This is a genomic window from Arthrobacter sp. StoSoilA2 (assembly GCF_019977195.1).
Lineage (GTDB): Bacteria > Actinomycetota > Actinomycetes > Actinomycetales > Micrococcaceae > Arthrobacter.
The window spans coordinates 3,113,569-3,139,023 of sequence record NZ_AP024643.1; the positions used below are offsets into that span (position 1 = coordinate 3,113,569).

Below are 25,455 nucleotides of genomic sequence, written 5' to 3' on the forward strand. Positions count from 1 at the left end.
TTCGCTAAAGTCTGCGCATCGTCCCTCCTCCCGATGCGCGCAACCCGGTGTAACGGATCAAGTCTATAGGATCCGGGCTCAGGCAGGCACTTCTTCGGCAACAACCACCGAGGAACCATGCCTGCCCTTGATCACGTGCAGTTGACTGCTGATGCGTTGCTTCATTTCTGCGACATGGCTGACCAGCCCGACAACCCTGCCGCCGTCGCGCAGCCCCTCCAAGGCGTCCATGACCTGTTCCAACGCTTGCTCGTCCAGGCTTCCGAACCCTTCATCGACGAAGAGCGTCTCAATATCCACTCCCCCGGCCTCCTGCTGTACAACGTCAGCCAGGCCCAGGGCCAATGACAAGGAGGCCATGAAGGATTCTCCGCCTGAGAGCGTGGATGTGTCACGACGCTGGCCCGTCCATTCATCCACCACTTCCAGTCCAAGACCTGATTTCTGGTTGCGTGCCGCCCGGGCGTCGGTGTGTTGCAACGTGTAGCGGCCATCGCTCATGGCAACCAGCCTCTCCGAAGCTGCGATGGCCACCTGCTCCAGCCGGGCAGCCAGGACATAGCTGTTCAAGCTCATGCGGTAACTGTTATCCCCTGCGCCACGAAGGGTGTCTGCAAGCCCACCCAACAAGATGGCATGCTCACGCGGTTCCCTCCCCGCCTCGGCCAGCTTTTGATACTCGGCGCGGATCCTCTGCACAGACTGGACTGCTTTATGTGCGAGCCCCGCGGAAAGCGCAAGTGCCTTTGCCGCGTCCATGGCATGGGCAGCCCCAGTCCTGGCGACGCTGAGCTCGTCCTCCGGCAGGGGAAGCTCGCCGATGCTGACTTCCTTCGCTGCCATGACGAGTTCCTCGGCGGCAAACAGCTCATCCAGCCGAGCAGCTTCGGCCTCGAAATCCGCGAGTGCGTTCTCCAATGCCACAACATCCGACGGTGGCATGAGCCGGCGACGCACATCCTCGACCGATGAAAAACCGGACCCGGGCAGTGCCCGTTCCAAGGCAGCAAGCGCCTCCAGGCGCGCAGCTGCGGCACGTTCGAGTTCGTTCGCGGCATCTACGGCAGCCTGAAGCAACAAACCCTGGGAGGTGAGAGCTTCTGCCCTCTCACGAAGGCTGGCGAAGCCCTGTCCCAGGCCGGCCAGCTCGTTTTCAAGCGCAAGGTACTGTTCCTGGAGTAACTCGACAGCAGAGCTTGCTTGCACTGCGGCATTCGTTGAAGCGGCATGTTCCTCTTGCAGGAGGGTCATGCGTTTGATGAGACCCTCATGCTCTTTGCGGAGCTTCTCCAACGCGACAGAGGCCTTTCGGGCTTCGGTCGCCGCAGCTTCGGATGCGACCAAGCGGGCGGCTGATTCCTCTGGATCTGCGGAGCCACCCTGGGCAGCCAGGCCCGCCAGCAGCTGCGCGGCTCTTGATACCTCCTCCGCGATGCGTCCCAGAGCTCTCTCGCTGGCTTCAAATACTTTGCTGGCTTCTTCCTCTTCCTGGGCGATGGAAAGTGCAGAACGAGCTGCGGCCGCGGGATTCGGATGCTCGTTGCTGCCACAAACGGCGCAAGGCTGTCCAGGCACAAGGGCTGCCGCGAGTTCACCGGCCGCATTGGCCAAGCGCGCCTCCCTCATGTCAAGCCATGCTTGCCTGAGGTCCTGCGTTTTGTTGCGGGCACGGGCGTGGCGCTCAGTGACGTCCTGCAACCCGGCGGCGGCAGCTTCATGACGGGACACAACCGACACCAGTTCGGCCGCAGCGGCCGCCTCCCGTTCCAGGTCTTCGATCCGTGCAGCCGAGGGTTCCAGTGCTTCCATCCCCGTCTTCACCGCCGCTTCCTCGGCTCGAAGGTGTTGCAGGGACTCTGCTGCTGCCTGGGCGGCCGCCAGGTGGCTTGAGTGTTCTTTTCGCTTGGCTGCGAGCCGCGTGGCCACCTCTTCCATGCGCCGTTCATCTGGAAGCCGGGCTTCGAGGACGGCAAGGGTGGTCTTTACTGTCTCAAGCGCAGCAACAGGATGTGCAGCATCCAAACCTTTGGATTCAAGCTGCTCCCGGGAGCTGTCCCTCTCCTCCAAGGCCGAACGGAACTTACGTTCCGTGGCCTCCACAGCGTCCAGTTGTCCCCCAAGGACGGCCGCACGACGATGTCCTCCCAGCTTTTCCTTGTTCTCCAGTGCCCGCGCTGCAGCTAATTCATGCAGAACACGCCGCTGCATTCCAGCAGCGAGCCTGGCATGCCGTTGGGCCTTCTCCTGGTCCTCCTGAAGTTGTTCCGCAAGCCGTACGGCCCGTGCATCAGCCGCAGTGGCCTCGTCTTTACGTCGCCCAGCTTCTTCCAGCAGCTCCATCTCCAAGGCCGCGAACCATGCCTCTGGCGCCTCGACAGCCGTCTCCACATTTGCCGGCGCATCAGGAAGGCCAAGCTGTTCCCGTTCTGCGGCTGCCCTGTCAAGCAGCATCTTCAGTTCGGCCGCATTGTCCTGCACGGCGCGCGAAGCTTCGGCCGCCTGCCGCGCAATGTGCTTCTCCACGGACTCAAAGCGCTGCGTCCCAAAGAGCTTCTGGAGGAGCTCGAGCCGATCGTTGGCTTTGGAGCGCAGGAAAGCCGCAAAGTCACCTTGGGGAAGCATCACAACGCGCGTGAACTGGTCCCGGTCCATACCCAAAAGCTCGGAAAGCTCGGCGCCGACTTCGTCATTCCGCGAGGATTTTTCCTCCCAGACTCCGGAAACCCACTCCCGCAGCAGGGTCTTGGCTTGTTGGGTGGTGAAGCCGTTCCGGCCCCGCGCGCTGGGGCGTTCCCATGCCGGGGAACGGCTGACTTCGAAACGCCTGCGGCGCGCGGAGAATTCGCACACGACACGCGGTTCAGCACCCGGCGCTGCATGATCGCTGCGAAGGCGCTTACCTTCCTGGCGTGCACCCGGAACGGAACCATATAGGGCGAAACAGATGGCGTCCAGGATGCTGGTCTTGCCGGCCCCGGTGGCGCCGTTGAGCAGAAACAAACCCTGGGCACTGAGTTGGTCGAAATCAATATGTTGCGAAGTCGCAAAAGGCCCGAAAGCCTCAATTTCGAGTCGATGGATTCTCACAGTTCAGCCTCCTCCAGCCGCACGGCCTCGAGGGCGGCGCGCAGGGCAGCTTCTTCCGCAGATCCGGGACTGCGTTCCCGAACGTGTTCCAGGAATCCGCAGCAGACCTCGAGGTCGTCCTGGGCTGCTGCCAGCCTGCTGCTGTAGCTGGCTTTTTCTTTGGCCCCGGCACCCTCGGGGTCAAAGGACAGGACCAAGGTGTCAGGGAAGCGGGTTCGGAGCTGCTCCATTGCCTGGACGGGCCGTTCGGCATCCGTGAGCGTGATTTGGCAATAGGCAGCTTCGGCCCAGGAGTGCTCGCTTGATTCAAGGAGATCGTTCAGCCTGCCTCTCAACACGGCCAGGCTCTTGGCAGCTTCCCAAAGTACTTCCTGGACAGCAACGCTTCCATCGGCATCGATGTCCACCAACCACGCGCCCTTGCAATGTTTGGCTTCGGAGAACGAATACGCCAGTGGGGAGCCGGAGTAGCGGACATTCGGGGCCAGTTCCTGCCTGCCGTGCAGGTGGCCGAGAGCCGCGTACGCAAAGTCCTGGAAGAGATCCAACGGCACGGCGCCCAGCCCTCCGATGCTCAAGTCCCGTTCACTGTCCGACGTGATACCTCCGCTGGCAAAAGTGTGTGCAAGGACCACCGGATGCACTGCGCCCGATGCACGGCGGTCCTGGAGGTCGCGCCGAATCCGCTCGGTTGCTTCACGGGTGACCTCGAAATGACTCGCGGTCTCCACCTCCAGCCGCTCCGCGACGAGCCGCGGTTCCAAATAGGGAATCCCATAAACAGCAAGTGTCGCGCTGCTCTCCCCATCTTTTCCGAAGGGAACAAGCACGGGAACATCCAGGTCCTCGACCCTTGTCCTGAGATGGACGCCGCCGCGTTCAAGCAAGCGTGACGCGAATCCGAGCCGAATGGCGGAATCGTGGTTGCCACTGGCGAGCACTACGGTGGCCCCGGCTTGGGTAATGCGCACCAAGGCGTCGTCGAGAAGTTTGACGACATCCAGTCCAGGCAGGGCGCGGTCATAGACGTCACCCGCAATGAGGACAACGTCTACAGACTTCGCTTCCACGAAGGACACGAGCTGGTCCACAAAACCGCGCTGGGCTTCAAGCATGCCAACGCCGTGGAATGACCGGCCGAGATGCCAATCGGAGGTATGGAGTAACCGCATATTTTCAAGCTAACTGTGGGCACCGACAAAAAAGCGCAGACAGGCCGTCCGGCGTCGATCCTGTCAGTCTCCTAGCCCTTCTTGCCGTCAAAGAAGTCGCGCGCATCATCTGCAGCAACTTCTTTCCGGACGGTCCCGGTCTCCACTGCCGCTGCCTCTGCCTCTGCCTCTGCCTGGAAATCGTCAGTGCCATCGGCGTCCAGGTGCTCTCCCTCGATGGTTCCGGCCGTCGCTGACGCCGTGTCATCTTCAGGGGTGGTGGCGGAGGAGGCGTAGCCAAAGCCACGGAAAGCGAGTCCGGCCAGCGCGGCGCCCATCAGTGGGGCTACCCAGAAGAGCCACAATCCTTCGACGGCCCATGACGGGCTGAAGAAAGCCAGTGCAGTTGCGCGTGCGGGATTAAACGGAAGGTTGCCAAGGACCTGGCCAAACTGCAACAACACGGCGACGCAAAGGCCTACGGCAAAGGGGGCCACGGCAGGAAAGGCACGGCGTCCGGCAGTCGCTCCAAGGAACACCGCAACCAGCAAGGCGGAGCCAACAACTTCAACGATCAAGACCCCTGCCATCTGGGTTTGGGCAGCAGCATGCTCTCCATAACCGGCCGCCACAGAGCCGAAGGCAGCCCGCGCATCCGTCAGGACCGGAACAGTCAGAACCACAACGTAGGCCAGAGCTGCGCCGATCACGCTGCCGATGATCTGCGCCGCAAGGTAGGCAACAGCTGCCAGCGCGCGGATGCGGCCGGCGATCAGGTTGCCCAGAGTGATTATTGGATTGAAGTGACCGCCGGAAACATGACCGAAGGCCAGCATGGCCACCGTCACCGTCAGGCCGGTCGCAAGTGCGGCGGGCAGGGGCGCTGATGAAGGATTCGAGAAGATCGACACGCCCACTGCCACGAGCACAACAAACATCGAACCGACGGCTTCAGCGGACAGCCGCGCGAACAGCCCCGGTTCGTGGTCGGTCGTGGCTTGCAGAGGAGAGGTCATGTCGAATGATTCCTTACGGTTGGTGGTGTGGACGCGGGGCAAAGCCCTTGAGCATCCTGCCAGTTGAGTCTGGACGGTTGCTGGGTCCCGGCTGACTACCGATCCGAGCTTAGCCGCCCAAGGCAATGGCCGCGATCGCAGTTAGGCCAAGCCCTATCACGGCCAGGGTGCTGACAAAGATGAGCCGTGCCGAAGCTGCCTCGGTTCCAGCATGAAGCTGGCGTGATCGGACCCACACCACAGAAGCCAGCACAACGGTGGCGGCAGCAGCCATGAGGGCGCAGATACCTTGGTAATCCAGCCCGGGAAGGCCCGGAATGAGATGGCCCGTTGAGGGCTCGGAGGTAAGCCAACTGCGCCAGATGAAAAGATCCACCACCACCAGCGAAATGAGGGTTCGCCGCCAGGCCAGCGTGGTCCGTTCCGGCTGTAGACCGGGATCACGGAGGTCCATGCTCAACGTGCAGGCCTCGTCATCCTACAAACCTCGTCATCGCGCAAACCCGGTCATCGCGCCACCAAAATCAACACGGCGAAAGCGAATGCCGCCACGGCCACCACGATCGTCATGAGCAGCATGACCCAGGAGAACGGCAAGGCTTCATCGTTGCGCATCGCAGCTTCCATTTGCCCCCACCTGCGGTATGACAGTGCGGCCAGGCCGGCGCCGATCAGGGACAGGAGCACACAGAGGACGATCCTGACTGGCTGGGGGGCAATGTTGGGAGCCAGTTGATCGATGGCAATGGCCCCGGCGAGCAACGCCAACGACGTGCGGATCCACGCAAGGAAGGTCCGTTCGTTCGCCAAGGAGAACCTGTAGTCAGGTGTCTTGCCTGTCCGTCGCCAAGCCGGTTCACGCACGTCATCTCTCCAAATTTTCCTAGTGCTGGGCAGCCTCCCAACCATATCAGCGGCCGTCCACATCAACTGCTTACCCCATCGGATACAGCAGGGCGCGGTAAGTTGATGGCATGAGTTTTGAAGCGTCCTCCCCCGCCACCCCGTCGTTTGAATCCCGCGTCCACGGGACACTGCTGGGAGGGGCCCTGGGTGATTCCCTTGGCTACGCAGTGGAGTTCGACCGCCTTGATGCCATTCGTGCCCGTTACGGTTCCGCCGGGCTCACGTCGTTTGACCAGCTCGACGCCATGGGCGAGTTTTCGGACGACACGCAGATGACGCTGTACACCGTGGACGGCCTGGTCGACGCCCTCGAATGGGCCAATGATGGGGTGGCGGCAGATGAGATCGCCTGCCTTTGGCTGGCCTACCTTCGCTGGCTGGCAACCCAGGACGTTGCCGTTTCCCCTTCTGCCCCGGTTCCGCAACCCCGGTGGATAGACGGCCAGGAAGTACTCCGGCGTCGTCGGGCCCCGGGAAACACCTGCCTCAGCGGATTGGCTTCAGGAGAAATGGGCACCGTGGCCAGGCCGGTTAACCCCGATTCCAAGGGATGTGGCACAGTCATGCGTTCAGCACCCTTTGGACTCGTGCCCCATATCTCCCGTGAAGCCGTGTACAAACTCAGTTCAGATGCTGCATCGTTGACGCACGGACACCCGTCAGCGCGGTTGAGCGCGGCTGCCTTCAGCTTGATGATCCAGAATATTGTGGCGGGCAGTGACGTTCGCACCGCAGCTATTGGCGCCTTGGACTACGTCAACGGCGTGCCCACCAAAGCGCCCGAACTGCCCGGGCGATTGGAAGCGGCTTTGAGGTTGTCCTCGGAGCCCGCTCCCCTCAGTCCTGAAAAGCTGGTCACAGCGCTGGGTGAGGGCTGGGTCGCCGAGGAGGCACTCGCCGTCGGGCTTTATGCGGTTCTCTCCACGCAAGCCAGCGAGCCCACTGAGCACTTCCGCCAAGCCATCGCGGTGGCCATCAACCACAGTGGCGACAGCGATTCCACCGGTTCCATCGCCGGAAACATTTTGGGCGCCTACTACGGCGAAGCTTGCCTTCCTGCCGAATGGCTCGGGGCATTGGAAGGCACAGAGGTCATTCGTGGCATGGCGGACCGGCTGCTCGCCGTCACCACAGGCTGATTAGCTTCCCACCGGACGCGGGCGTTAGTTTCCGCCCACCATTTGCAGGAACTCGCCCTCCGAGACCACCTCGATCTGCTGGCCTTTCGCGTGGAGTTCCAAGACCCGCTTGGCCTTGCCCGTCAGCCGCCCGGCACGCAGGTCCCCGGCCACGAACCCGTCGCCCACCACAAGCACGGTGGTGCGTGCGGTCACCCTGCTTTCGGGGCGTGCACCCATCTCTGCTGCCCGGGACTTGGCCTCGGGACGGGTCATGATGAGGTCGCCGGTGAAGACCACCGTCTGGCCGAACAGCGGATGTCCCGGTTCGGCTGCGGGGTTCGGCAACGGATTAGGGCCTTCCTCGGGCCATGCGGACCATGCACGTCCGGGACCGTTCAGGGCGCCGTCCAGGGTTTGCTCCGCGGGACTATTTGCCTTCCTGCCCGCGAGCGCGGCAAGGGTGGGCTTGGAGAGGCCATTCATGGGATCGAAGGCAGGTTGCCTGGGCAACGTGAGGCCCAGCGAAAGATAGAGTTCCGCGATGCTGTTGGCGTTGTTACGGCGGGCGATGTCCACCAGGATTCCTGCGCAGGCGCGTGCGTCCTCGGCGGCATCGTGGTGGTTGACCAGGGGTACTCCGGCTTCCTCCGCTGCGTACGGCAGCGAGTTGGACACCAACGAGTAGCAGCGGCGGGACAGCATCACGGTGCAAACGTACTCGTAGGCCGGGCCTGCAAGTCCGGAGACCTCCAAGCCGGATCGGATAACGCCCAGATCAAAGGCTGCGTTGTGTGCTGCAAGGACGTCGTTGCCGATGAAGGCACCGATTTCGGGGAAGAGGTCCCCGAACCTGGGACGGCCGGCAACGTCTTCGGCACGGATGCCGTGGATGCGGGTGTTGTGAAACTCGAAGTGGTCATGGTTCTCCGGCGGGCGCATGAGCCAGGAGGCTTCCTCCACCACCACACCGCCGCGGACTTTGCTGAGGCCGACCGAACACGGCGACCCCCTGAAGCCGTTGGCTGTTTCAAAGTCGATCGCCGTAAAGTCCAATGCCACTGGACAAGGTTACAGGCCGAAAGGGTGCGTTCTTGCCGGTTTCCGCGGCGGGGCGGCGTTTCCGGGCCGCATTGTGGTGAGGGTTACGACGACGGCCGTCCAGTAGGCTTGATAGGTGATCTTTACTGCGATGAACGACTTAGCCGTATCCACTTTCGGGGGCGCGGGACCGGTGCGTCCACCCATGGCCTCGTTCCTGCCGGACTGGCTTAACCCCCAGGTCTTCCTGGCTGATCCAGCCTTGGCCCCGTGGGTAGTACTGCTGGTATGCGGCATTGTCTTCGCCGAAACCGGCCTGCTGGTGGGCTTCTTCCTGCCCGGCGATTCCATGCTGTTCACCGCTGGCCTCCTTGTAGCCACAGATACCATCAAGTTCAATATCTGGGCCTTGGCCGCCCTCATCATCGTTTCCGCGATCATTGGCAACCAGACCGGCTACCTCATTGGTTCAAAGGCCGGTCCTGCAATCTTCAACCGCCCCGACTCCAGGCTTTTCAAGAAGGAAAACGTCGAAAGCGCCCACGCTTTCTTTGAGAAGCACGGCGGCAAAGCCCTGATTCTGGCCCGGTTCGTCCCCATCATCCGTACCTTTGTTCCGGTGATCGTCGGCGTGGCCCAGATGGACAAACGCAAGTTCTTCCTCTTCAACGTCATTGGCGCCGCCCTCTGGGGCGGCGGTGTGACCTTGCTTGGGTACCTTTTGGGCGACCGGGTTCCGTGGGTCAGCAGCAACCTGGACATCATCTTCATCGTCATTGTCCTGATCTCGGTTATTCCCATCATCATCGAGGTAAGCCGCGGCGTCGTCGCCAAGCGCAAAGCTGCCGCGGAAGGCAGCAACCCCGTGGAGGAATTCATCGAGGAGCACGAAGGCGGAAAGCACCGCGAGAAGTAGGCCCCACCGCACTTTTTTAGCCATTCAGGAGAAGGCACCGACGCAAAAGCGGGGTGCCTTCTCCTGTATGGCTAAACCTGGACTTCCAAAAAGCCGGTTTCCAGTGTTGGTTGGAATTGTTAGCTGGAATGAACACCCGAGAGCGCTGCAACGATCGCGGGGAGCAAAGCCCGGAAAGCCTGGCCTCGATGGCTGATGGCGTTCTTTTCCTCGGATGTCAGCTCCGCACAGCTGCGGTCCATCCCTGCGGGCTGGAGCACGGGGTCATACCCGAACCCACCCTCACCACGTGGCTCGCGCAGCAGCGTGCCTTCGAGCTGCCCGTACTCAACGGTTTCGTACGTAATTCCATCTGCTCCGGGCACTGCCAGGGCGGCCGCGCACACAAAAGCTGCCCCGCGGAAGGTGTCCGGCACATCGGAGAGCTGCGCGAGCAGCAAGCGCAGGTTCGCTGCGTCGTCCCCGTGCTTTCCCGACCACCGGGCGGAGAAAATGCCTGGCGCTCCGCCCAGGACATCAACGGCAAGCCCCGAGTCATCCGCGATGGCCACCAAACCCGTTGCCTCAGCCACGGCACGCGCCTTCAGGAGTGAGTTCTCAGCAAAGGTGACCCCGGTTTCCGCAACGTCCGGTGCACCAACGGCAGCTGCGTCCACCACTTGGGTATCGACGTCGAGCCCTGGAACCTGGCCGCGAAGCAGCTCCCGGAGTTCCTTTAACTTGCCCTGGTTGTGCGTTGCCAGAACCAGCTGCGGAGCACCGGAGGCGGAGTCGCCGCTCACGGAGCTTCCGCCAGCGTCTCGCGCTGGATAGCCGCAAGCTGGCCCGTGCCGATCAGGGCGAGGTCCAACAGGGCGTTGAGCTCATCGCGGTCGAACGGAGCGCCCTCGGCCGTTCCCTGGACCTCCACGAACTTGCCGGATCCAGTGACCACCACGTTCATGTCCGTTTCGGCCCGGACATCCTCGACGTACGGCAGGTCCAGCATCGGCACGCCATCGATGATGCCCACGGAAACGGCAGCAATCGTGTCCACCAGCGGCTCGGCATTACGGGCGATGAGCTTGTTTTCGCGGGCAAACCGAATCGCTTCGGCAAGCGCCACATAGGCGCCGGTGATGGCCGCGGTGCGGGTACCGCCGTCGGCTTGCAGGACATCGCAGTCAAGGACGATCGTGTTCTCGCCCAGGGCTTTGGTATCGATGATGGAGCGCAGCGAACGGCCAATGAGGCGGGAGATCTCGTGCGTGCGTCCGCCGATCTTGCCCTTCACGGACTCGCGGTCGGATCGGGTGTTCGTTGCCCGGGGCAACATGGCGTATTCGGCGGTAACCCAGCCGCGGCCCTCGCCCTTAAGCCAGCGTGGAACGCCTTCGGTCAGGGAAGCCGTGCACAGTACCCGGGTGTTTCCGAACTCGATGAGCGCCGAGCCCTCGGCCTGCTTGGACCAGCCGCGGGTAATGCTGATAGGACGCAGTTGATCGGGGGTCCGGCCGTCGGCGCGGATAACGGGTGTGGCTGTAGCTTCAGAAGTCATGCTTCAAGCTTAGCGACGATGGGACACCGCCCGACGCCGCCCAGCCGGCCAGGCGTACAGGGCACCATCCGGAGGGGCTTAGATCGTGTAGTGGACCCCGGCAACGGCAACAGCAACGTCCCCGGCAAACACCGGCTTGGCCTCGGACATTACCTTGGTCTGCGAAGTCCACACCGGAATGTGGGTCAGAAGCAGGCGCTTGGCGCCGGCGTTCATGGCGGCCTCCCCGGCACGCTTACCCGTTAGGTGGACATCCTTGATGCCGTCATCGCGGCCTTCCTCGAACGCGGCCTCGCACAGGAACAAATCAGCGCCACTGGCCGCCTCTTCCAGCCCCTGGCACGAATCGGTGTCCCCCGAATATGTCAGTACGCGGGTTACGGGCGTTCCGTCCTTGCCTGGTTCCGTTGCCGTCACACGCAATGCATATGCCTCTTCCACGGGATGGTTGACGCCGTAAGGCGTCACTGTGAAAGGACCAACAGTAACGGGCTTCTGTTCGGCCCAATTGGTAAAGTCGAACTCCTCATGCATGCCGGGATCCAGGTCCAGCCCATAGGCAGTTGCCATCCTGTCCGCAGTTGCTGCCGGCCCCCACACGGGAATCCGGTCCCGCCCCCAACCGCCGGGCTTCCACCGGACCGCTACGTGGAGGCCACACAAGTCCATGCAATGGTCCGGGTGCAGGTGCGTGAGGAATATGGCGTCGATGTCCTCAAGATCCGTGTAACGCTGGATGGCGCCCAACGCTCCGCTCCCAAGGTCCATGACGATCTTCCATTCCCGCTCACCGTCATGCGCAGTCACCAGATAGCACGACGCCGGCGAGCCGGGACCCGGAAATGAACCAGTACAGCCCACGATGGTCAGTTTCACAGGCCACGTCCCAAGGTTGCGCTGGAACCGGGGCTGGGTCCCCTTTCCGGTTGCACGAAGTAGGAGCGACGCGACAGTCCCCCGCCGCTCCTGGCCGCTTCCAGCATTTCCGGCGTGATGCGGGCCAGGCTTCCGGTGGGGTATTGCGCAGCCACGTGGTCGACGTGTTTCACGGACAAGACCTCGGGGCCGAGGAAACGGCGGGCCAACGTTTCAAATTGGACAGCATCCCCCGTTGCAATGAACTCATGGCTGGGGGCACTTGCATCGGTTCGCTGGATACCGTGGGTGGTCAAAGCGCGGTAGACGTCCTTTGCAGTTTCCTCCGCACTGGACACCAGGGTCACGTTCTCGCCCATGACGAAAGAGATCACCCCGGTCAAGAGGGGGTAGTGCGTGCATCCAAGCACCACGGTGTCTACACCAGCGTGTTTCAGCGGCTCCAGATACTCATTCGCCGCTGCCAGAAGGTCAGCTCCCGTGGTGACGCCGGCTTCAACGAAGCTCACGAAGGCCGGACAAGCCACAGAGGTAATGGCAAGATCGGGGGCTGCCGCGAACGTGTCCTCATAGGCGCGCGAGCCCACGGTGGCGGAGGTCCCAATGACGCCGATCCTGCCGGAACGGGTGGCCGCGACCGCTCTACGCACAGCGGGTTGGATGACCTCAATAACAGGGATCCCATATCGCGCGGTATAGCGTTCACGCGCATCCCGGAGAACTGCGGCCGAAGCAGAGTTGCAGGCAATGGTCAGCAGCTTCACACCCGAATCCACGAGCTCGTCCATCACACCCAGTGCGTTGGCCCGGACCTCGGCGATGGGCAGGGGCCCATAGGGTCCATTGGCGGTGTCCCCCACGTACAGGATCGATTCGTTGGGGAGTTGATCGATGATGGAGCGGGCTACCGTCAACCCACCCACGCCGGAATCAAAGACACCAATCGGACGGGACCCCATGAGCTCATTGGGGACCACCAGGTCACCGGGCGAGGCAGCAACCGCGACCCCTGTGGCGTCTAATGATCCGGCGCCTGTTGAATCGTCGCCCTTTGAACTGTCGCCCGTTGAACTGCCAGATGCTGAAGTCATGATTATTCGAGAATAAGGCTTCCCCTGTGTTGCGGCCATTACCTGTGGCCTCCGCCTCGTGTCTGGTATGTCACATAGGCAGGCCCGGTGACGACCTCCCGGATCAGGATTTTGCCTGCCTGGCCGACATCATCGATTGCACCAGCGATTCCTGGAGCCAGGTGGTGAAGTTGTAGACCAACGCCAGGTAACTCTCCACGTCCTCCGCCTGGCTCCAGTCCTGCATGCTGTGGATATGCTCGGCGTCCGCCTCATCGCGGATGTCCAGGCGTTCGGCCAAAACCAGGCGAACATCATTCAAGGCCATGGACCAGCGCGTTGCGTCCTCCAGGGTCAGGACAAGATCATCCTTGTCCAGGCCCATCGCTGTGGCCTTCAACGCGCCAATCTTGTTTTCCCGCACGGAGCGTTCGGTCAATTGGCGGAACTCAAGCGAGCCGCCGTCGTCGTCCTTCATGACATTCGGCAAAAGCCGCAGCAAGGCGCGATCGCTCGGTTGCTTCACGTCCATGTCCAAGCCGATCAAGGCGGCCAGCGGGTCCTCGTTCTCCCGGGCATCGGACTCCAGCATCGAGATGACGTCGTCCAGCAGCCCGCGTAGTAGATCCCGTTCGGCAGGCTCAAGGTAGCCGGTGATTCCCTTGAGTCCGTATTTGAATGCCTTAGCCACGCTGGCGGCCGCCCTTCCCGGGTGCTTCGTTTCCGCTTGCCGCTTTCTCCACGGTGGCCCACAGTCCAAAGCCGTGCATGGCTACTGCGTGCTGCTCAACCTGTTCCTTGCTGCCATGCGCCACGATGGAGCGGCCCTTCCTGTGGACTTCCATCATGAGCTTGTGTGCTTTGGACTCGGAGTAGCCGAAGTAACTCTGGAACACATAGCTGACGTAACTCATGAGGTTGACGGGATCATTCCAGATCACCAAATTCCAAGGGATGTCCGGGGCAGTCAGGACATCGGTGGACGTCTGCTCTACCACTTCCGTCCGCTCATCAATGTCCGTGCCAAATGCAACGCTAGGGGTCATCTGTCCATTCTATGGCGGCTCGCACTAGAGTGAATTCGTGAGTAGAGCCACGTCTTGGGACCATCCCGCCACTTCCTTGTACACCGACCACTACGAGTTGACGATGCTCCAGGCCGCCCTGCACTCGGGGGCTGCCCATCGCCGCTCAGTGTTTGAAGCGTTCGCCCGGCGCCTGCCCGACGGCCGCCGTTACGGCGTGGTAGGGGGAACCGGCCGCCTCCTGGAAGGAATTGCCGACTTCAGCTTCGGTGAAGCCGAGCTCGCATTCCTTGAGCGGAACAAGGTGGTCAACCAGGAGACACTGGACTACCTGGCCAACTACAAATTCACTGGAGACATCTGGGGCTACGCGGAAGGCGACGCCTACTTCCCCAACTCCCCCATCCTCATCGTTGAGTCCACGTTCGCCGAAGCCTGCATCCTGGAAACCTACATCCTCTCCGTCCTGAACCACGACAGCGCCATCGCCTCTGCCGCATCAAGGATGACGTCAGCGGCCGGCAGCCGGCCATGCATCGAAATGGGTTCCCGGCGCACCCAGGAAGAATCCGCGACGGCGGCTGCCCGCGCTGCAGTAATCGCCGGCTTCGCCAGCACCTCCAACCTTGAGGCCGGACGACGCTACGGCATCAAAACCGTTGGCACCGCGGCGCACTCCTTCACGCTCCTCCACGACACCGAACGCGAGGCCTTCGAAGCACAGATCGCCGCATTCGGCCCGGGAACCTCGCTGCTGGTAGACACGTACGACGTCGAAACAGCGGTGCGCACCGCCGTCGAACTGGCCGGGGACAAACTGGGCGCCGTCCGCTTGGACTCGGGCGACCTGATTGCCCAGGCGCAGTGGGTCCGGCAACTGTTGGATGACCTTGGAAACGTAAACACCCGGATAGTAGTTACCTCGGACCTGGACGAATTCGCCATAGCCGCCCTCCAGTCCGCCCCCGTGGACTCCTACGGGGTTGGCACGTCCTTGGTCACGGGCTCCGGCGCTCCCACCGCCAGCATGGTGTACAAACTGGTGAGCAGGACAAACGACGCCGGCGAGTTCATCTCCGTTGCGAAAGCGGCCAAGAACAAGGCCAGCGTAGGTGGACGCAAGTACGCCCTGCGCAAACTCAACGAACACGGTAGGGCCACGCAGGAGATCGTTGGAATAGGTCGCCGGCCGGAAGATGACGGAAACGACCGTTCATTGTTGCACCAGTTCATTAAGAATGGCGAACTCCTGCCCGGCTGGACAGGCCCCGAAGGCGTGATCCGCGCCAAAGAACGGCACGCCGCCAGCATGGCCGAATTGCCTGCCGTAGTGAACCGCCTTCAGCGCGGCGAGGCCGCCATCCCCACCATCTACGAGGAGAACTGATGTCCAGGGCCCTGATCATCGTCGATGTCCAGAACGACTTCTGCGAAGGCGGTAGCCTCGCCGTCGAAGGAGGCGCCGCAGTTGCCGGCGCCATCACCGAGTACGTGGATGCGAACCAGCAGCATTTTGACCACATCGTGGCCACCCAGGATTGGCACATCGAACCGGGCAGCCATTTCTCCGATGAGCCGGACATGGTGGATTCCTGGCCGCCGCACTGCCGGGCCCGGACCAAAGGAGCTGAACTCCACGAGGACCTGGACCCGGAATACATCCAGGCTTACTTCCGTAAAGGACAGTACACAGCGGCCTACTCCGGCTTTGAAGGCGTCCTTGCCCCGGAAGACGACGTCCCTTCCGGGGATCTCAAGGCCGGGTCCGTCGTCTCCGAGGTCCTGGATGAAGATGCCATCGGCCTCGATGACTGGCTGCAAAGCCACGACGTCGAAGAGGTGGTGGTCGTAGGCATCGCCACGGACTACTGCGTCAAGGCAACGGCCCTTGACGCCGTACAGGCCGGATATGCCACTACGGTCATTGCGGACCTGACAGCGGGAATCGCCGGGGACCTCACCGAAACCTTCGACGAAATGGAAGCCGCCGGCGTCGAGGTTGAACGCAGCCAGGTTTAACGCAGCCGGGCTTAACGCCGCTAGGTCCGGCTACTTTCGCCCGATGAACCAATCCTGCAACTTACGCAACCGCGCCTGAAGTTGTTCCTCGTTCGCCTGGGCTACAGCAGGTCCACCGCATAGTTCGCGCAGTTTCGTGTGAACTACTCCGTGCGGTGTACCTGTCCGGGCGGACCAAGCGGCTACGTTCTTGGCCAGTTCGTTGCGCAAGTCCATAAGCATGCGGTGATCGGGTACGGCCGGAGAAGCTGCGGCAGCCAAAGGCGACTGGCGCTTTTTGCGCGATTGCTGTTCGTGCTGCCGCTGACGCAGCAACGTCCCTACCTGCTCGGCGTCGAGAAGCCCCGGAATGCCGAGGAAGTCCAACTCCTCATCGGAGCCGATGTCCGCTCCCGTACCGAATTCACCGCCGTCGAAAAGGACGCGGTCAAAGGAAGCCTGCGAGTCCAGGGCTTCGAACTTGCCCTTGGTGAGCTCGTCCGAGGCCTTGTCCTCGCGGTTGGCCTCGGCCATGAGGTTCTCTTCAGGGCTGAAGAGTCCGTCCTCATCCTTTTCCGGGCGGTCAAGGGCGTGGTCGCGCTCGGCCTCCATGGTGTTGGCCAGCACCATCAGGGGTGGTACCGAGGGCAGGAAGACCGACGCCGTCTCGCCCCTTTTGCGGGCACGCACGAAACGGCCTACGGCCTGGGCAAAAAACAGCGGCGTCGAGGTGGACGTGGCGTAGACGCCCACCGAGAGGCGGGGAACGTCCACGCCTTCGGACACCATTCGGACGGCGACCATCCACCGCTTGTCTCCCGCGGAGAATTCCTCGATCTTGCTGGAAGCCTTGGAGTCGTCAGAGAGAATTACCGTGGGCGACTGCCCGGTGATCTTCTTAAGCTGCCCTGCGTAGGCGCGGGCGTCGTCGTGGTCCGTGGCGATAACCAGCCCACCGGCGTCCGGGACCGTCCGGCGAACTTCGCCAAGGCGTTTATCCGCGGCGGCAAGGACAGCCGGAATCCATTCGCCGGTCGGGTTCAACGCCGTCCGCCAGGCCTGTGACGTGATGTCCTTGGTGACAGCCGCTTCCCCAAGGGAGGCGGCCATTTCGTCACCCGCACTGGTCCGCCAGCGCATCTGGCCCGAGTAGGCCATGAAAAGCACGGGACGCACCACGTGGTCCCGGAGGGCATTGCCGTAGCCATACGTGTAATCGGCTTTGGAGCGGCGAATGCCGTCGCGGTCCTCGGCGTATTCCACGAACGGGATGGGTGAGGTATCGGAACGGAACGGCGTACCGGTCAGTGAAAGGCGCCTTGCCGCTGGATCAAAGGCCTCGCGCAAGCCGTCTCCCCAGGACAGGGCCTCTCCACCGTGGTGGATTTCGTCCAGGATGACCAGCGTCCGGGCGGCTTCTGTCTTGGCACGGTGCAGCATCGGCTTGCTCGCCACCTGGGCATACGTCACAGCGACGCCAACGAATCCACGGCCATGCTGGCCATCGGAATTCTTGAAGTTGGGGTCAATGGCGACGCCCACCCGGGCAGCGGCGTCAGCCCACTGCCGCTTCAGGTGATCCGTGGGAGCCACGATGGTGATCCTGTTAACTACGCCGCTATCCAGCAGCGTGGTGGCAATGCGCAAGGCGAAGGTAGTCTTACCGGCGCCAGGCGTAGCCACGGCCAGGAAATCCTTTGGATGCCTGGCCATGTAGAGGTCCAGGGCTTCCTGCTGCCAGGCACGCAGCTTGGGCGCTGTACCCCATGCGGCGCGTTCCGGGTACGCCGGAGGCAGGGATGGACCACCAAATAATGTTTCTGTCATGCGGACTCCCCCGGCCTGATGGCAGCGAAAATTAGCCCCGGTTCTCCGGGCACGCGGCAACGGACCGCATTGCGGTCACTACGGGAAGGGGCCTGTGTTCTCTCCCTACCCACTACTTGGAGTTGCCCGGGCCGCTGTCTCCACCGTCATTGCCGGGACGGAGGCCCTCATAGATCTCCTTGCACTCCGGGCAGACCGGGAACTTCTGGGGATCGCGTCCCGGCGTCCAGACTTTGCCGCAGAGGGCAATGACGGGCTCGCCGGTCATGGCCGACTCCATGATCTTTTCCTTGCGGACATAGTGCGCGAACCGCTCGCGGTCGCCGGGCTCCACTTCCTGGCGCGTTTCCTCGCGCTCAATGGTGGATGTGGACGTTCCGGCTCCGGAAAGCTCGCGCATGGGGTCGTTTTCGAATGGATCCGGAGGAAGCGTAGTCATGGCATCCATCTTACCGTCTACAGACCCTGCCACTCCGGCTTGTTGTCATAGGTGTGGCGGTAGTAATCGGCCAGCTTCAGCGACGACGCCGCGGCCTCGTCCACCAATATTGTGGCGTGGGGATGCATCTGAAGGACGGATGCAGCGCAAATTGCGGCTACCGGACCTTCGACGAAATCCCGCACTGCCTGGGCTTTTTGCGCACCCGTAGCCACCAGGATGACGTGGCGGGCATCCATGATGGTGCCCAACCCCTGGGTGACCACATGGTGCGGGACGTCGTCGATGCTGTTGAAAAAGCGTGCGTTGTCCTTGCGGGTCTGCTCGATCAGCGTTTTGATCCGGGTGCGGGACGCCAGTGATGAACCTGGCTCATTGAATCCGATGTGGCCGTCCGTGCCGACGCCCAGGATCTGGAGGTCCACGCCGCCGGCATCCTTAATGGCATCCTCGTATGCCTGGCAGGCTGCTTCCAGGTCCTCGGCGGCACCATCGGGGCCATGCACATTCTCAGGCTTGATGTTTACCCGGTTGGTGAACTCGCGCCGGATCACCTCGCGGTACGACTCAGGATGACCTGCTTCAAGTCCAACGTACTCATCAAGCGCGAATCCATGTGCCTCACTGAAGTCCACGCTCCCGGCTTCGTAGCGCCGGGCCAATTCGTCGTAGATCGGCAGCGGAGAGGAGCCCGTGGCCAAACCCAGGACCGCGTTCGGCTTGCGGCGCACAAGGGCTTCGATGGCATCTGCCGCCAGTGCGCCAATCTGTTTGGTGCCAGGGAGAATGACAACTTCCATCGTCACTGCCTTTCTTGTGTAGGAATTGCGCGGTATTGACTCGAGGTTATCCCATGTCCCATGAGCTGGCCATGGTTGTTACGGCGTCAGCGGTTCACACTGACCTGGGCGAACATCTCCGGGCCCCGTGCATCCAACCATTTACCGCCCAGGCGCACTCCGACAATGAACAGGCCAATGCCCAAAAGTGGACCCACCCCAAGGTTAATCCAGCCGGGGACGACGCTGCCGGTAAACAGTTGGGCCCCCACCAGTGCAAGCTGCGGCAGGAGCAAAAGAACCAGGACACCCATGCCTATCATCTGCACGGCCAGCGTCTGGGCAACGTTGCCAGGTGGCTTCTTGAACGGGCTGTCACCGGGCAAGGGCACAGCAATGTTGTATCGCGCTGAGATCACCGAGGATAAACCCAAGCCGGTCAACAACGTGCCCAGCGACAGTCCCACCACGTTCGGAGCCCACGCCCACGAACCGGCGAAGAAGAACGGACCTATGGAAAAGAGAAGCACAAGAGGCAGGGCAATGGTCAAGCACACAATGGCACGGCCCAGGCGGTCATCCACACCCCTGACACCTGCTGCCAGGTGAAGGGCAAAAGCGGTGTTGTCATAGGAAACATCAGCGCAGATGGACCACGCCATGACAAACGCCGTCAGCGGCCCAAGGAGCATGAGCATTCCGTAATCACCGCTTTGGCTCCCGCTGAAGAAGAAAATCACCGGAAACAGTGGAACGACAACCAGCGAGCCCGCGTATCGAGGGTCTTTCATCCAATAAATCAAGGCGCGGGCAGCAACCGCGCCAGCCGGTGTACCTGGCAGTACATCGAACAGCCCACGCTTGCCGCCCTTCTTGGCGGAACCTCCAGCGTACGGCGGCGTCACCAAAGCGTGTTGCAGCAGCAGGTGCCAGCACAGCAGCAATCCGAACAGGGTTGCAGCAGCAATGAAAAGCTTCAGTCCGGCGGAAGCAACGTCGCCAGCCTCGAGGTCACCGCCCAGGGACCAGGCCGCGCCAAGAGGGGTCCAAGAGACTGTACGGGCAAGCCCAGGGAGATAATCCGCCGTGCCGCGAACTCCGTCGACGATACCCACGATGATGGGACCCATCAGCATGAGCGGGATGAAAAAGACGATGCTGCTGACGTCCTTGAAACGGCGGGACGATGCCAGGCCGGCAGTCGCAGTCGTCACCACTTTGGACAACACCACGCAGGTCAAGGCTCCCAAAATCGCGCCCAGCAACGCACCCGCCACGGATGGAAAACTCCGCCACCACGTGCCAACAGTGGCCAGCGCGACAAGGGCTGTGGCAAGGCCCGGAATCCCGATGAAACCCGCCAAAGCAAGGCCGGTGAGAAGCTGGCGGGGTGGGATCGCAGATGTGGTGAACCGCGCGGGATCCAGCGTCATGTCGGCTGCGGATGCTAGAAGGGGAACCACTGCCCAGCCCAGCATTGCCGCAGCACCGCCCAAGACCACCACGGTCCGGGCGATTTCAGGGTCCGCCCAACGCAGGGCAATCAAGGCTGCAATCAACAGGACCACGATTCCCAGCGCATACAACAGCCCGATGCCCATTCCGATGAGCTGCGCGGGGCTGCGCTTGAAGCCGTTCAGGAGCAACCGCCATTTAAGGCTTAGAAGGTGCGCAACCACTCCAGTCCCTCCGTCCGGTGCCCGCCGCCTACCAACTGCACAAAACGTTCCTCCAGCGTGGAACCGTTCCGGACTTCATCCACGGACCCCGCCGCGAGGACACGTCCTGATGCCACAACTGCCACATGGCTGCACATGCGCTGCACGAGGTCCATGACGTGGCTGGAGACGATGACCGTACCTCCGGAAGACACGTAGCTCTCAAGGATGCCCCTGATGTTTGCCGCCGATACCGGATCCACCGATTCAAAGGGCTCGTCCAATACGAGCAGCCGCGGAGCATGGATCAGCGCCGAAGCCAACGCAATCTTCTTGGTCATACCTGCCGAGTAATCAACCACCAAGGATCCGGCATCGGCTTCAAGGTCCAAGGCCGCCAACAGTTCGGTCACCCGGGGACGAACCACGTCCCGGTCCATGCCACGGAGCAGGCCCGCGTAGGTGACCAGCTGTTCCCCGGTCAGCCGGTCAAACAAACGGACACCATCGGGCAACACACCCATGAGCTTCTTGGCCTCCAGGGGCCGGGCCCAAACGTCCACACCATGGACCAACGCCGTGCCAAAGTCCGGCCGCAGCAGCCCAGTGGCCATAGACAATGTGGTGGTCTTGCCGGCACCGTTCGGACCCACCATTCCATAGAAGGAACCCACTGGAACCTCCAGGCTCAGGCCATCGACAGCGATCTTTCCACCGAACCGCTTGGCCAGGCCGCGGATGGACAGAGCCGATACCGGCAGGTCCCTGTGCGGGTCTGCTGACAGTCCGGCTTCTTCAACCGCGGAATCCTGGGGTGCAGGCCGGCGAAGCTGGGATGGCTGGGAGAGTGGTTCATGGCGCGGTTCCGTCATGGCTCCAGCCTAGCCCCGGCTTACAGTGGTGTCGGGACGTGCTAGAAGCCGTGGCGGGGTATGGCTCTGCGGTACTGCGGAACCCAGGAAATTTCGTGTCCGAGCTCATAAGCGGCCCTGAGCCACCAGTGCGGATCGCGCAACGCTGCCCGCGCCATGAAGACCGCATCGGCACGCCCGTTTGCCACGATATCCTCGGCCTGGGTGGCACTTGTGAGCAGGCCCACTGCGCCGGTGGGTATACCGGCGTCGCGTTTTACCTGTTCGGCGAATCCAGCCTGGTAACCGGGAGCGGGCCGGATTTGTTGATGGGCGACCGCCCCGCCACTGGAGACGTCCACGAGGTCGACACCGCGTTCGGACGCGGCCTTGGCAAGGCGGACGGAGGCATCGACATCCACTCCCCCTTCCGCCCAATCAGTTGCGGAAATCCGCAACAACAATGGCATGGAATCCGGAATGACCTCTCTCACGGCGTCTACGACCGCGAGCATCAACCGGTTCCGACCATTCTCAGTGCCACCCCACTTGTCAGTACGGGTGTTGATAAGGGGGCTTTGGAACTGGTGAAGCAGATACCCGTGTGCGCCATGGATTTCCACGGTGTCAAAACCTACGGCCACAGCCCGGGCGGCCGCAGCTGCAAAGTCGGCAATAACTCCATGGATGTCTTCTTCGCTCATGGCTTCCGGCGCCGCATAACCGTCGTAGGGCTGTTGGGTAGGACCAAAAGTGACCCAGCCGCCGTCGGAAGCTGGAACGGAACCGGTCCGGTCTGAAAACGGCCAGTACGTCGACGCCTTACGCCCGGCGTGCGCGAGCTGGGCGCCGATCTTGCAGTCGACGGCGCCGTGCTGGTGAACGAAGTGGACAATCCGCTCCCAGCCGGCTGCCTGCTCATCTGAGTACAGTCCAGCGTCCCTGGGGCTGATCCGGCCTGAGGCATTCACCGCAGCAGCTTCACTCAGGATCAACGCAGCACCACCGGCCGCAAAGGATCCCAGGTGCATCAAGTGCCAGTCGTTGGGTATGCCTTCGCCAGTTTCCGGGGTGCAACTGTACTGGCACATAGGTGAAACCCACCCACGATGCGCAATGTCGAGCGAACGCAGCTGCAGGGGCGTAAACAGCGCCGAGGGCACTAGAACAGAACCCTCGCAAGTCCTTGACGGGCTTTGGCCACCCGCTCATCCGACGTGCCCACTACTTCGAAAAGTTCAAGCAGGCGTAGACGGGCGGTCTCGCGCTCGGGACCGAAATTCCGGCCGATGAATGCAATGATGCGGTTGAATCCATCCTCGATGTGCCCGCCGGAGATGTCGAGGTCGGCCACGCCCAGCTGGGCCTGCACATTGTCGGGCTCCTGTGCTGCCAGTTCCCGGAGGTTTTCAGCTTCGGCAGCTGAGATCTTCTCAAGCCGGGCCATCAGCTCCACCTGCGCCAAGCCTGCCTTGGCGTCTGCGTCGGCGGGCATTTCCAACAGTGCTTGCTTATAGGCAGCCGCCGCGCCGGCGTAGTCTCCGGCCTCGATTGCATCGATGGCTGCTTGATGGAGGGGAGGCAGCGGTGCTGCTTCCGCTTCGCCCTCTGGCGCAGCATCACCGATGCTTCCCGTCACGCCGTTGGCGGCTGCAACCTTGAGCAGTTCATCAACGAGGCTGCGGATCTGCTCGTCATCGGCAGGACCCTGGAACAACGGCACGGGCTGCCCTTTGACGACGGCAACAGCCGTGGGCACTGCCTGGACCTGGAAGGCGTGTGCGAGTTGAGGGAACGCATCAACGTCAGCGGCAGCAAGAACCAAGCGTCCGCCATAGCTTTCGACGACGCGCTGGGCTGCGTCCAGGACAGCCGGAGATTCGGCGGCATAGCGCGACCAGAGAAGGAAGAGGACAGGTATCTGGGCGGACAACTGCACCAGATCCTGGAAATTGGTTTCGGTAGCGTCTACGCGAAGGGGTGCACGTCCCGATTCGGCTCCGCTGGGTGCCCCCGATTCCGGGCCGGCGGAATCGGTTGGCGCGCCTGCAGGCGGCGACTGGGGCGGGGCGGCGGGCCGGCGCAACGACGAGAGGTCGACGGCGCCGCGCAGGTTCAGCTGGCTGGCAGCGGCTGGAGTGGGTCGGTATCCGGGCGAACTCATACCGTCCACTCTAGCCGCTGCCTTGCCATGGGCATGTCCTACTTGAAGCTGGCTCCCACGAGTCCGCGGGTAGCGGCTACGAGCTTCATGGGATCAGCAGAACCTGCCGGCGGAATGTAAACGGCCACCGATTCGGCGAAGTTCAGGACCATCCCTGTGGTGGTTTCCTTGCCGCCGGCGAAAACAGCGGAGTCGTCCTCGAGAATCAGTTTGTCCCCGGCCGCCTTCGGTGTTCCTTCAAAAGCGAAGTCCAGGCGCCCGACCACCAGGGCGCCGCCATCTGCCGTGCGCAGCACCACGGTCTGGTTGTTCACCGGTGTATGGGAGAACTTGAAGTTGGCACTGGTTCCGTTCTTCACGGTGTCCGCCTGGTAGGCAAGGGCACCGGCGATGTACGGCGAGGACTGACCATCAGCGAGCTTGCTCCTGTTGGGCGAGTCAGGAGTTGTCAGCATCTCGCCAAGGATTCCCAAGGCTTCGTTGCCGCTGTAAGCCAGTCCGGTCTTGTCATCAGCTGCTGCAGGAGCGGTTCCGTCACGGGGAACGGGGAACGACGGGAAGTTGGTGCCCGGCTGCAACGGAGCGCTGCCCCAGAGCTTGTAGTTTTCCCGCGGTGAGAGCTGGACCAACGTCAGGACCTGGGGCACGACGTTGCCCTCACCCTGGGTCAGGGCAAAGACCGTACGCGGCCAGTCGCGCTTGGTACTGATGACGCTGCTCTGGAGCTTGGTGGCACGAACCGGCATCCGGGGCTCGTAAGCAGACACCGTGGAGCGGATCTTGTAGTTCTGGGTGCGGACCTGGAGTTCCATCTTGTCCACGCGCGGCGCGAGCTTGGCCGCATCCTTGGCGGCATCCGCTGCGTCCACAGTGCTGGCAACCTGCTCCAGGATGCGCTGCAGTTGGGATTCGAGCATTACAGGTGCCGCGTCCCCTTCCGTCGAAGCGGAAGAAGAGTTGGTGGGCTTGGGCGTGGACGTTGCCTGGGCAGCGATCGCCGAACTTCCCACAAGCGCGGTTGCGAGTGCAGCGGCAACGGCAGTAACGCGCAGGCTTGAGCCTTCTGCTCCAGCGCCGCGGCGACCGTCAGCCTTGCCGGGCGGCGCCTGGACGGGCAGGGTGGTGGTTTCCCCGCCACCACGCGGTCCACCGAAGTCATCACCCTTACGGTGCTCATCGCCCTTGCGGCGGTTGCTGATGGCCTTGGAAACGAACGGGAGGGCTACTCCGGCAAGCATGATGATAATGCCAAGCACGATGAGCGGCACGGCCCAAGGCGTGGTTGCGTTGTTGGGGAAAGTCATCGAGATTGACGACGGCGCAGGCTTGGTTCCGTCGCTGGCTACCAGGAGGGACCACCCGCCTCCAGCAGGAGGATTCCAAGTGTAGTCCAGTTCTCCGCTGGCGTCTTCTGTGTTAACCCACAGATCCGAACCTACAGGAGAGGGAGCAGTTGCTTCCCCGTCAGTGGAGGCAACCTCAAGGGACTTCTGGTCCTGGGAGACTCCCGTCAGAGTGTTGTGGGCAGTTTTGCCCACCCAGGCTTCGACGTCGTCCGGGCGGCCCGTGGCAACGATGAAGTTGCCTTCACCCTGGATCTTGATCTTCACCGGCCCGTCATGGAGGGCGATCAACTTTTGGTCGATCACGGTCAGCGGGGCAGCTTTTGTGTCACTGGGAACCGAGGCCGTCACGGTCTCGGCGGGGGCCCAGAAGGTTAGCTGGCCAATGCCGGCCAGCATCGTCAGCAGGCCCAGCAGCACCAGCAAGGCTGCAGTCTTCAAACGCACAGGATCACCTATCATCAGCGGTCGTTGAACTTCAAGGGTAACCGTTTTGTTATCAAAGAGTCAGATCGGCCCATCCCGCCGGGGACGCCTGGTTCCCTGCAATGGCGCCGCCAAGGCCGGATTCCGGGCTCCTGATAGTGTGGCGATGATCATGATATCCAGGCGACCAGCGCCTGAAATCGCAGCGTCACCACCGCATTTGGCTA

General features: G+C 62.3%; 24 protein-coding genes. 4 read left to right on the plus strand and 20 right to left on the minus strand.

The genetic code is table 11. The annotated features are described in order from the left end of the window. Nucleotides 1–78: 78 nt before the first annotated feature. The 5 genes from LDN82_RS14135 to LDN82_RS14155 form a co-directional block, all read right to left on the minus strand. The gene (locus LDN82_RS14135) at nucleotides 79–3,087 is read right to left on the minus strand and encodes an SMC family ATPase (RefSeq protein ID WP_224164645.1); all 3,009 of its coding nucleotides are present in this window, start codon (nucleotides 3,085–3,087) and stop codon (nucleotides 79–81) included. Beyond that, entirely contained in the window at nucleotides 3,084–4,259 is a 1,176-nt protein-coding gene (locus LDN82_RS14140; RefSeq protein ID WP_224164646.1) for an exonuclease SbcCD subunit D, read from the minus strand. The genes LDN82_RS14135 and LDN82_RS14140 overlap by 4 nt, the downstream gene beginning before the upstream one ends. 71 nt (nucleotides 4,260–4,330) lie before the next feature. Next, entirely contained in the window at nucleotides 4,331–5,254 is a 924-nt protein-coding gene (locus LDN82_RS14145) for an aquaporin (RefSeq protein ID WP_224164647.1), read from the minus strand. Nucleotides 5,255–5,363: 109 nt separating this feature from the next. Continuing rightward, entirely contained in the window at nucleotides 5,364–5,708 is a 345-nt protein-coding gene (locus LDN82_RS14150) for a DUF202 domain-containing protein (RefSeq protein WP_224091073.1), read from the minus strand. A gap of 53 nt (nucleotides 5,709–5,761) precedes the next feature. After that, nucleotides 5,762–6,118, minus strand: a complete 357-nt coding sequence (locus tag LDN82_RS14155) for a DUF202 domain-containing protein (protein WP_309929050.1) — start codon at nucleotides 6,116–6,118, stop codon at nucleotides 5,762–5,764. A gap of 110 nt (nucleotides 6,119–6,228) precedes the next feature. Between LDN82_RS14155 and LDN82_RS14160 the strand changes: the two genes are divergently transcribed. Beyond that, nucleotides 6,229–7,299 (plus strand): ADP-ribosylglycohydrolase family protein, encoded by a 1,071-nt coding sequence (locus tag LDN82_RS14160; RefSeq protein WP_224164648.1) that lies wholly within the window; start codon nucleotides 6,229–6,231, stop codon nucleotides 7,297–7,299. A 24-nt stretch (nucleotides 7,300–7,323) separates the two neighbouring features. Here LDN82_RS14160 and LDN82_RS14165 read toward each other — a convergent pair whose 3' ends face one another. Continuing rightward, nucleotides 7,324–8,340: an exonuclease domain-containing protein gene (locus LDN82_RS14165; RefSeq protein WP_224090915.1), complete on the minus strand. Its 1,017-nt coding sequence runs from the start codon at nucleotides 8,338–8,340 to the stop codon at nucleotides 7,324–7,326. Nucleotides 8,341–8,470: 130 nt separating this feature from the next. Between LDN82_RS14165 and LDN82_RS14170 the strand changes: the two genes are divergently transcribed. Continuing rightward, nucleotides 8,471–9,235 (plus strand): VTT domain-containing protein, encoded by a 765-nt coding sequence (locus LDN82_RS14170; protein ID WP_224090919.1) that lies wholly within the window; start codon nucleotides 8,471–8,473, stop codon nucleotides 9,233–9,235. Between the two features lie 119 nt (nucleotides 9,236–9,354). Here LDN82_RS14170 and rdgB read toward each other — a convergent pair whose 3' ends face one another. The 6 genes from rdgB to clpS all read right to left on the minus strand — a co-directional run bounded on the left by rdgB (nucleotide 9,355) and on the right by clpS (nucleotide 13,764). Continuing rightward, entirely contained in the window at nucleotides 9,355–10,017 is a 663-nt protein-coding gene (gene rdgB / locus LDN82_RS14175; RefSeq protein ID WP_224164649.1) for an RdgB/HAM1 family non-canonical purine NTP pyrophosphatase, read from the minus strand. After that, nucleotides 10,014–10,772: a ribonuclease PH gene (gene rph / locus LDN82_RS14180; RefSeq protein ID WP_254186194.1), complete on the minus strand. Its 759-nt coding sequence runs from the start codon at nucleotides 10,770–10,772 to the stop codon at nucleotides 10,014–10,016. Before rph ends, rdgB begins: the two co-directional genes overlap by 4 nt. A gap of 78 nt (nucleotides 10,773–10,850) precedes the next feature. Then, entirely contained in the window at nucleotides 10,851–11,648 is a 798-nt protein-coding gene (locus tag LDN82_RS14185; RefSeq protein ID WP_224164650.1) for an MBL fold metallo-hydrolase, read from the minus strand. Next, nucleotides 11,645–12,778 (minus strand): glutamate racemase, encoded by a 1,134-nt coding sequence (murI, locus tag LDN82_RS14190; protein ID WP_224164652.1) that lies wholly within the window; start codon nucleotides 12,776–12,778, stop codon nucleotides 11,645–11,647. Before murI ends, LDN82_RS14185 begins: the two co-directional genes overlap by 4 nt. 64 nt (nucleotides 12,779–12,842) lie before the next feature. After that, a complete protein-coding gene (locus LDN82_RS14195; protein WP_224090922.1) occupies nucleotides 12,843–13,409 on the minus strand; it encodes a DUF2017 domain-containing protein in 567 nt (188 codons plus the stop codon). Further along, nucleotides 13,402–13,764, minus strand: coding sequence for an ATP-dependent Clp protease adapter ClpS (clpS, locus tag LDN82_RS14200; protein WP_224164654.1), 363 nt, complete (start codon nucleotides 13,762–13,764; stop codon nucleotides 13,402–13,404). Before clpS ends, LDN82_RS14195 begins: the two co-directional genes overlap by 8 nt. Nucleotides 13,765–13,801: 37 nt before the next feature. Between clpS and LDN82_RS14205 the strand changes: the two genes are divergently transcribed. Both LDN82_RS14205 and LDN82_RS14210 read left to right on the plus strand, forming a co-directional pair. Further along, nucleotides 13,802–15,130: a nicotinate phosphoribosyltransferase gene (locus LDN82_RS14205; protein WP_224090926.1), complete on the plus strand. Its 1,329-nt coding sequence runs from the start codon at nucleotides 13,802–13,804 to the stop codon at nucleotides 15,128–15,130. Further along, nucleotides 15,130–15,762 (plus strand): isochorismatase family protein, encoded by a 633-nt coding sequence (locus LDN82_RS14210; RefSeq protein WP_224090928.1) that lies wholly within the window; start codon nucleotides 15,130–15,132, stop codon nucleotides 15,760–15,762. Before LDN82_RS14205 ends, LDN82_RS14210 begins: the two co-directional genes overlap by 1 nt. Before the next feature lie 30 nt (nucleotides 15,763–15,792). Here the strand turns inward: LDN82_RS14210 and LDN82_RS14215 are convergent, their stop codons facing one another. From LDN82_RS14215 to LDN82_RS14250, 8 genes are all read right to left on the minus strand, one after another. Next, nucleotides 15,793–17,568: a DEAD/DEAH box helicase gene (locus tag LDN82_RS14215; protein ID WP_224090930.1), complete on the minus strand. Its 1,776-nt coding sequence runs from the start codon at nucleotides 17,566–17,568 to the stop codon at nucleotides 15,793–15,795. Between the two features lie 112 nt (nucleotides 17,569–17,680). Further along, nucleotides 17,681–18,016 (minus strand): DUF3039 domain-containing protein, encoded by a 336-nt coding sequence (locus LDN82_RS14220; protein ID WP_216923938.1) that lies wholly within the window; start codon nucleotides 18,014–18,016, stop codon nucleotides 17,681–17,683. 8 nt (nucleotides 18,017–18,024) lie between these two features. Further along, a complete protein-coding gene (nagB, locus tag LDN82_RS14225) occupies nucleotides 18,025–18,807 on the minus strand; it encodes a glucosamine-6-phosphate deaminase (protein WP_216923939.1) in 783 nt (260 codons plus the stop codon). An 86-nt stretch (nucleotides 18,808–18,893) separates the two neighbouring features. Further along, nucleotides 18,894–20,465, minus strand: a complete 1,572-nt coding sequence (locus tag LDN82_RS14230) for a transporter (protein ID WP_224164656.1) — start codon at nucleotides 20,463–20,465, stop codon at nucleotides 18,894–18,896. Next, nucleotides 20,447–21,316 carry an ABC transporter ATP-binding protein gene (locus tag LDN82_RS14235; RefSeq protein ID WP_224164658.1) on the minus strand — a complete coding sequence of 290 codons (870 nt, stop codon included), beginning with the start codon at nucleotides 21,314–21,316 and terminating at the stop codon, nucleotides 20,447–20,449. Before LDN82_RS14235 ends, LDN82_RS14230 begins: the two co-directional genes overlap by 19 nt. 41 nt (nucleotides 21,317–21,357) lie before the next feature. Next, the gene (locus tag LDN82_RS14240) at nucleotides 21,358–22,458 is read right to left on the minus strand and encodes an NADH:flavin oxidoreductase/NADH oxidase (protein WP_224164660.1); all 1,101 of its coding nucleotides are present in this window, start codon (nucleotides 22,456–22,458) and stop codon (nucleotides 21,358–21,360) included. Further along, on the minus strand, nucleotides 22,458–23,459 hold the full coding sequence (locus LDN82_RS14245; protein WP_224164662.1) for a tetratricopeptide repeat protein: 1,002 nt from the start codon (nucleotides 23,457–23,459) through the stop codon (nucleotides 22,458–22,460). The genes LDN82_RS14240 and LDN82_RS14245 overlap by 1 nt, the downstream gene beginning before the upstream one ends. Before the next feature lie 38 nt (nucleotides 23,460–23,497). Continuing rightward, complete coding sequence (locus tag LDN82_RS14250) at nucleotides 23,498–25,264, minus strand: hypothetical protein (RefSeq protein ID WP_224164664.1); 1,767 nt, start codon at nucleotides 25,262–25,264, stop codon at nucleotides 23,498–23,500. Nucleotides 25,265–25,455 lie beyond the last annotated feature (191 nt).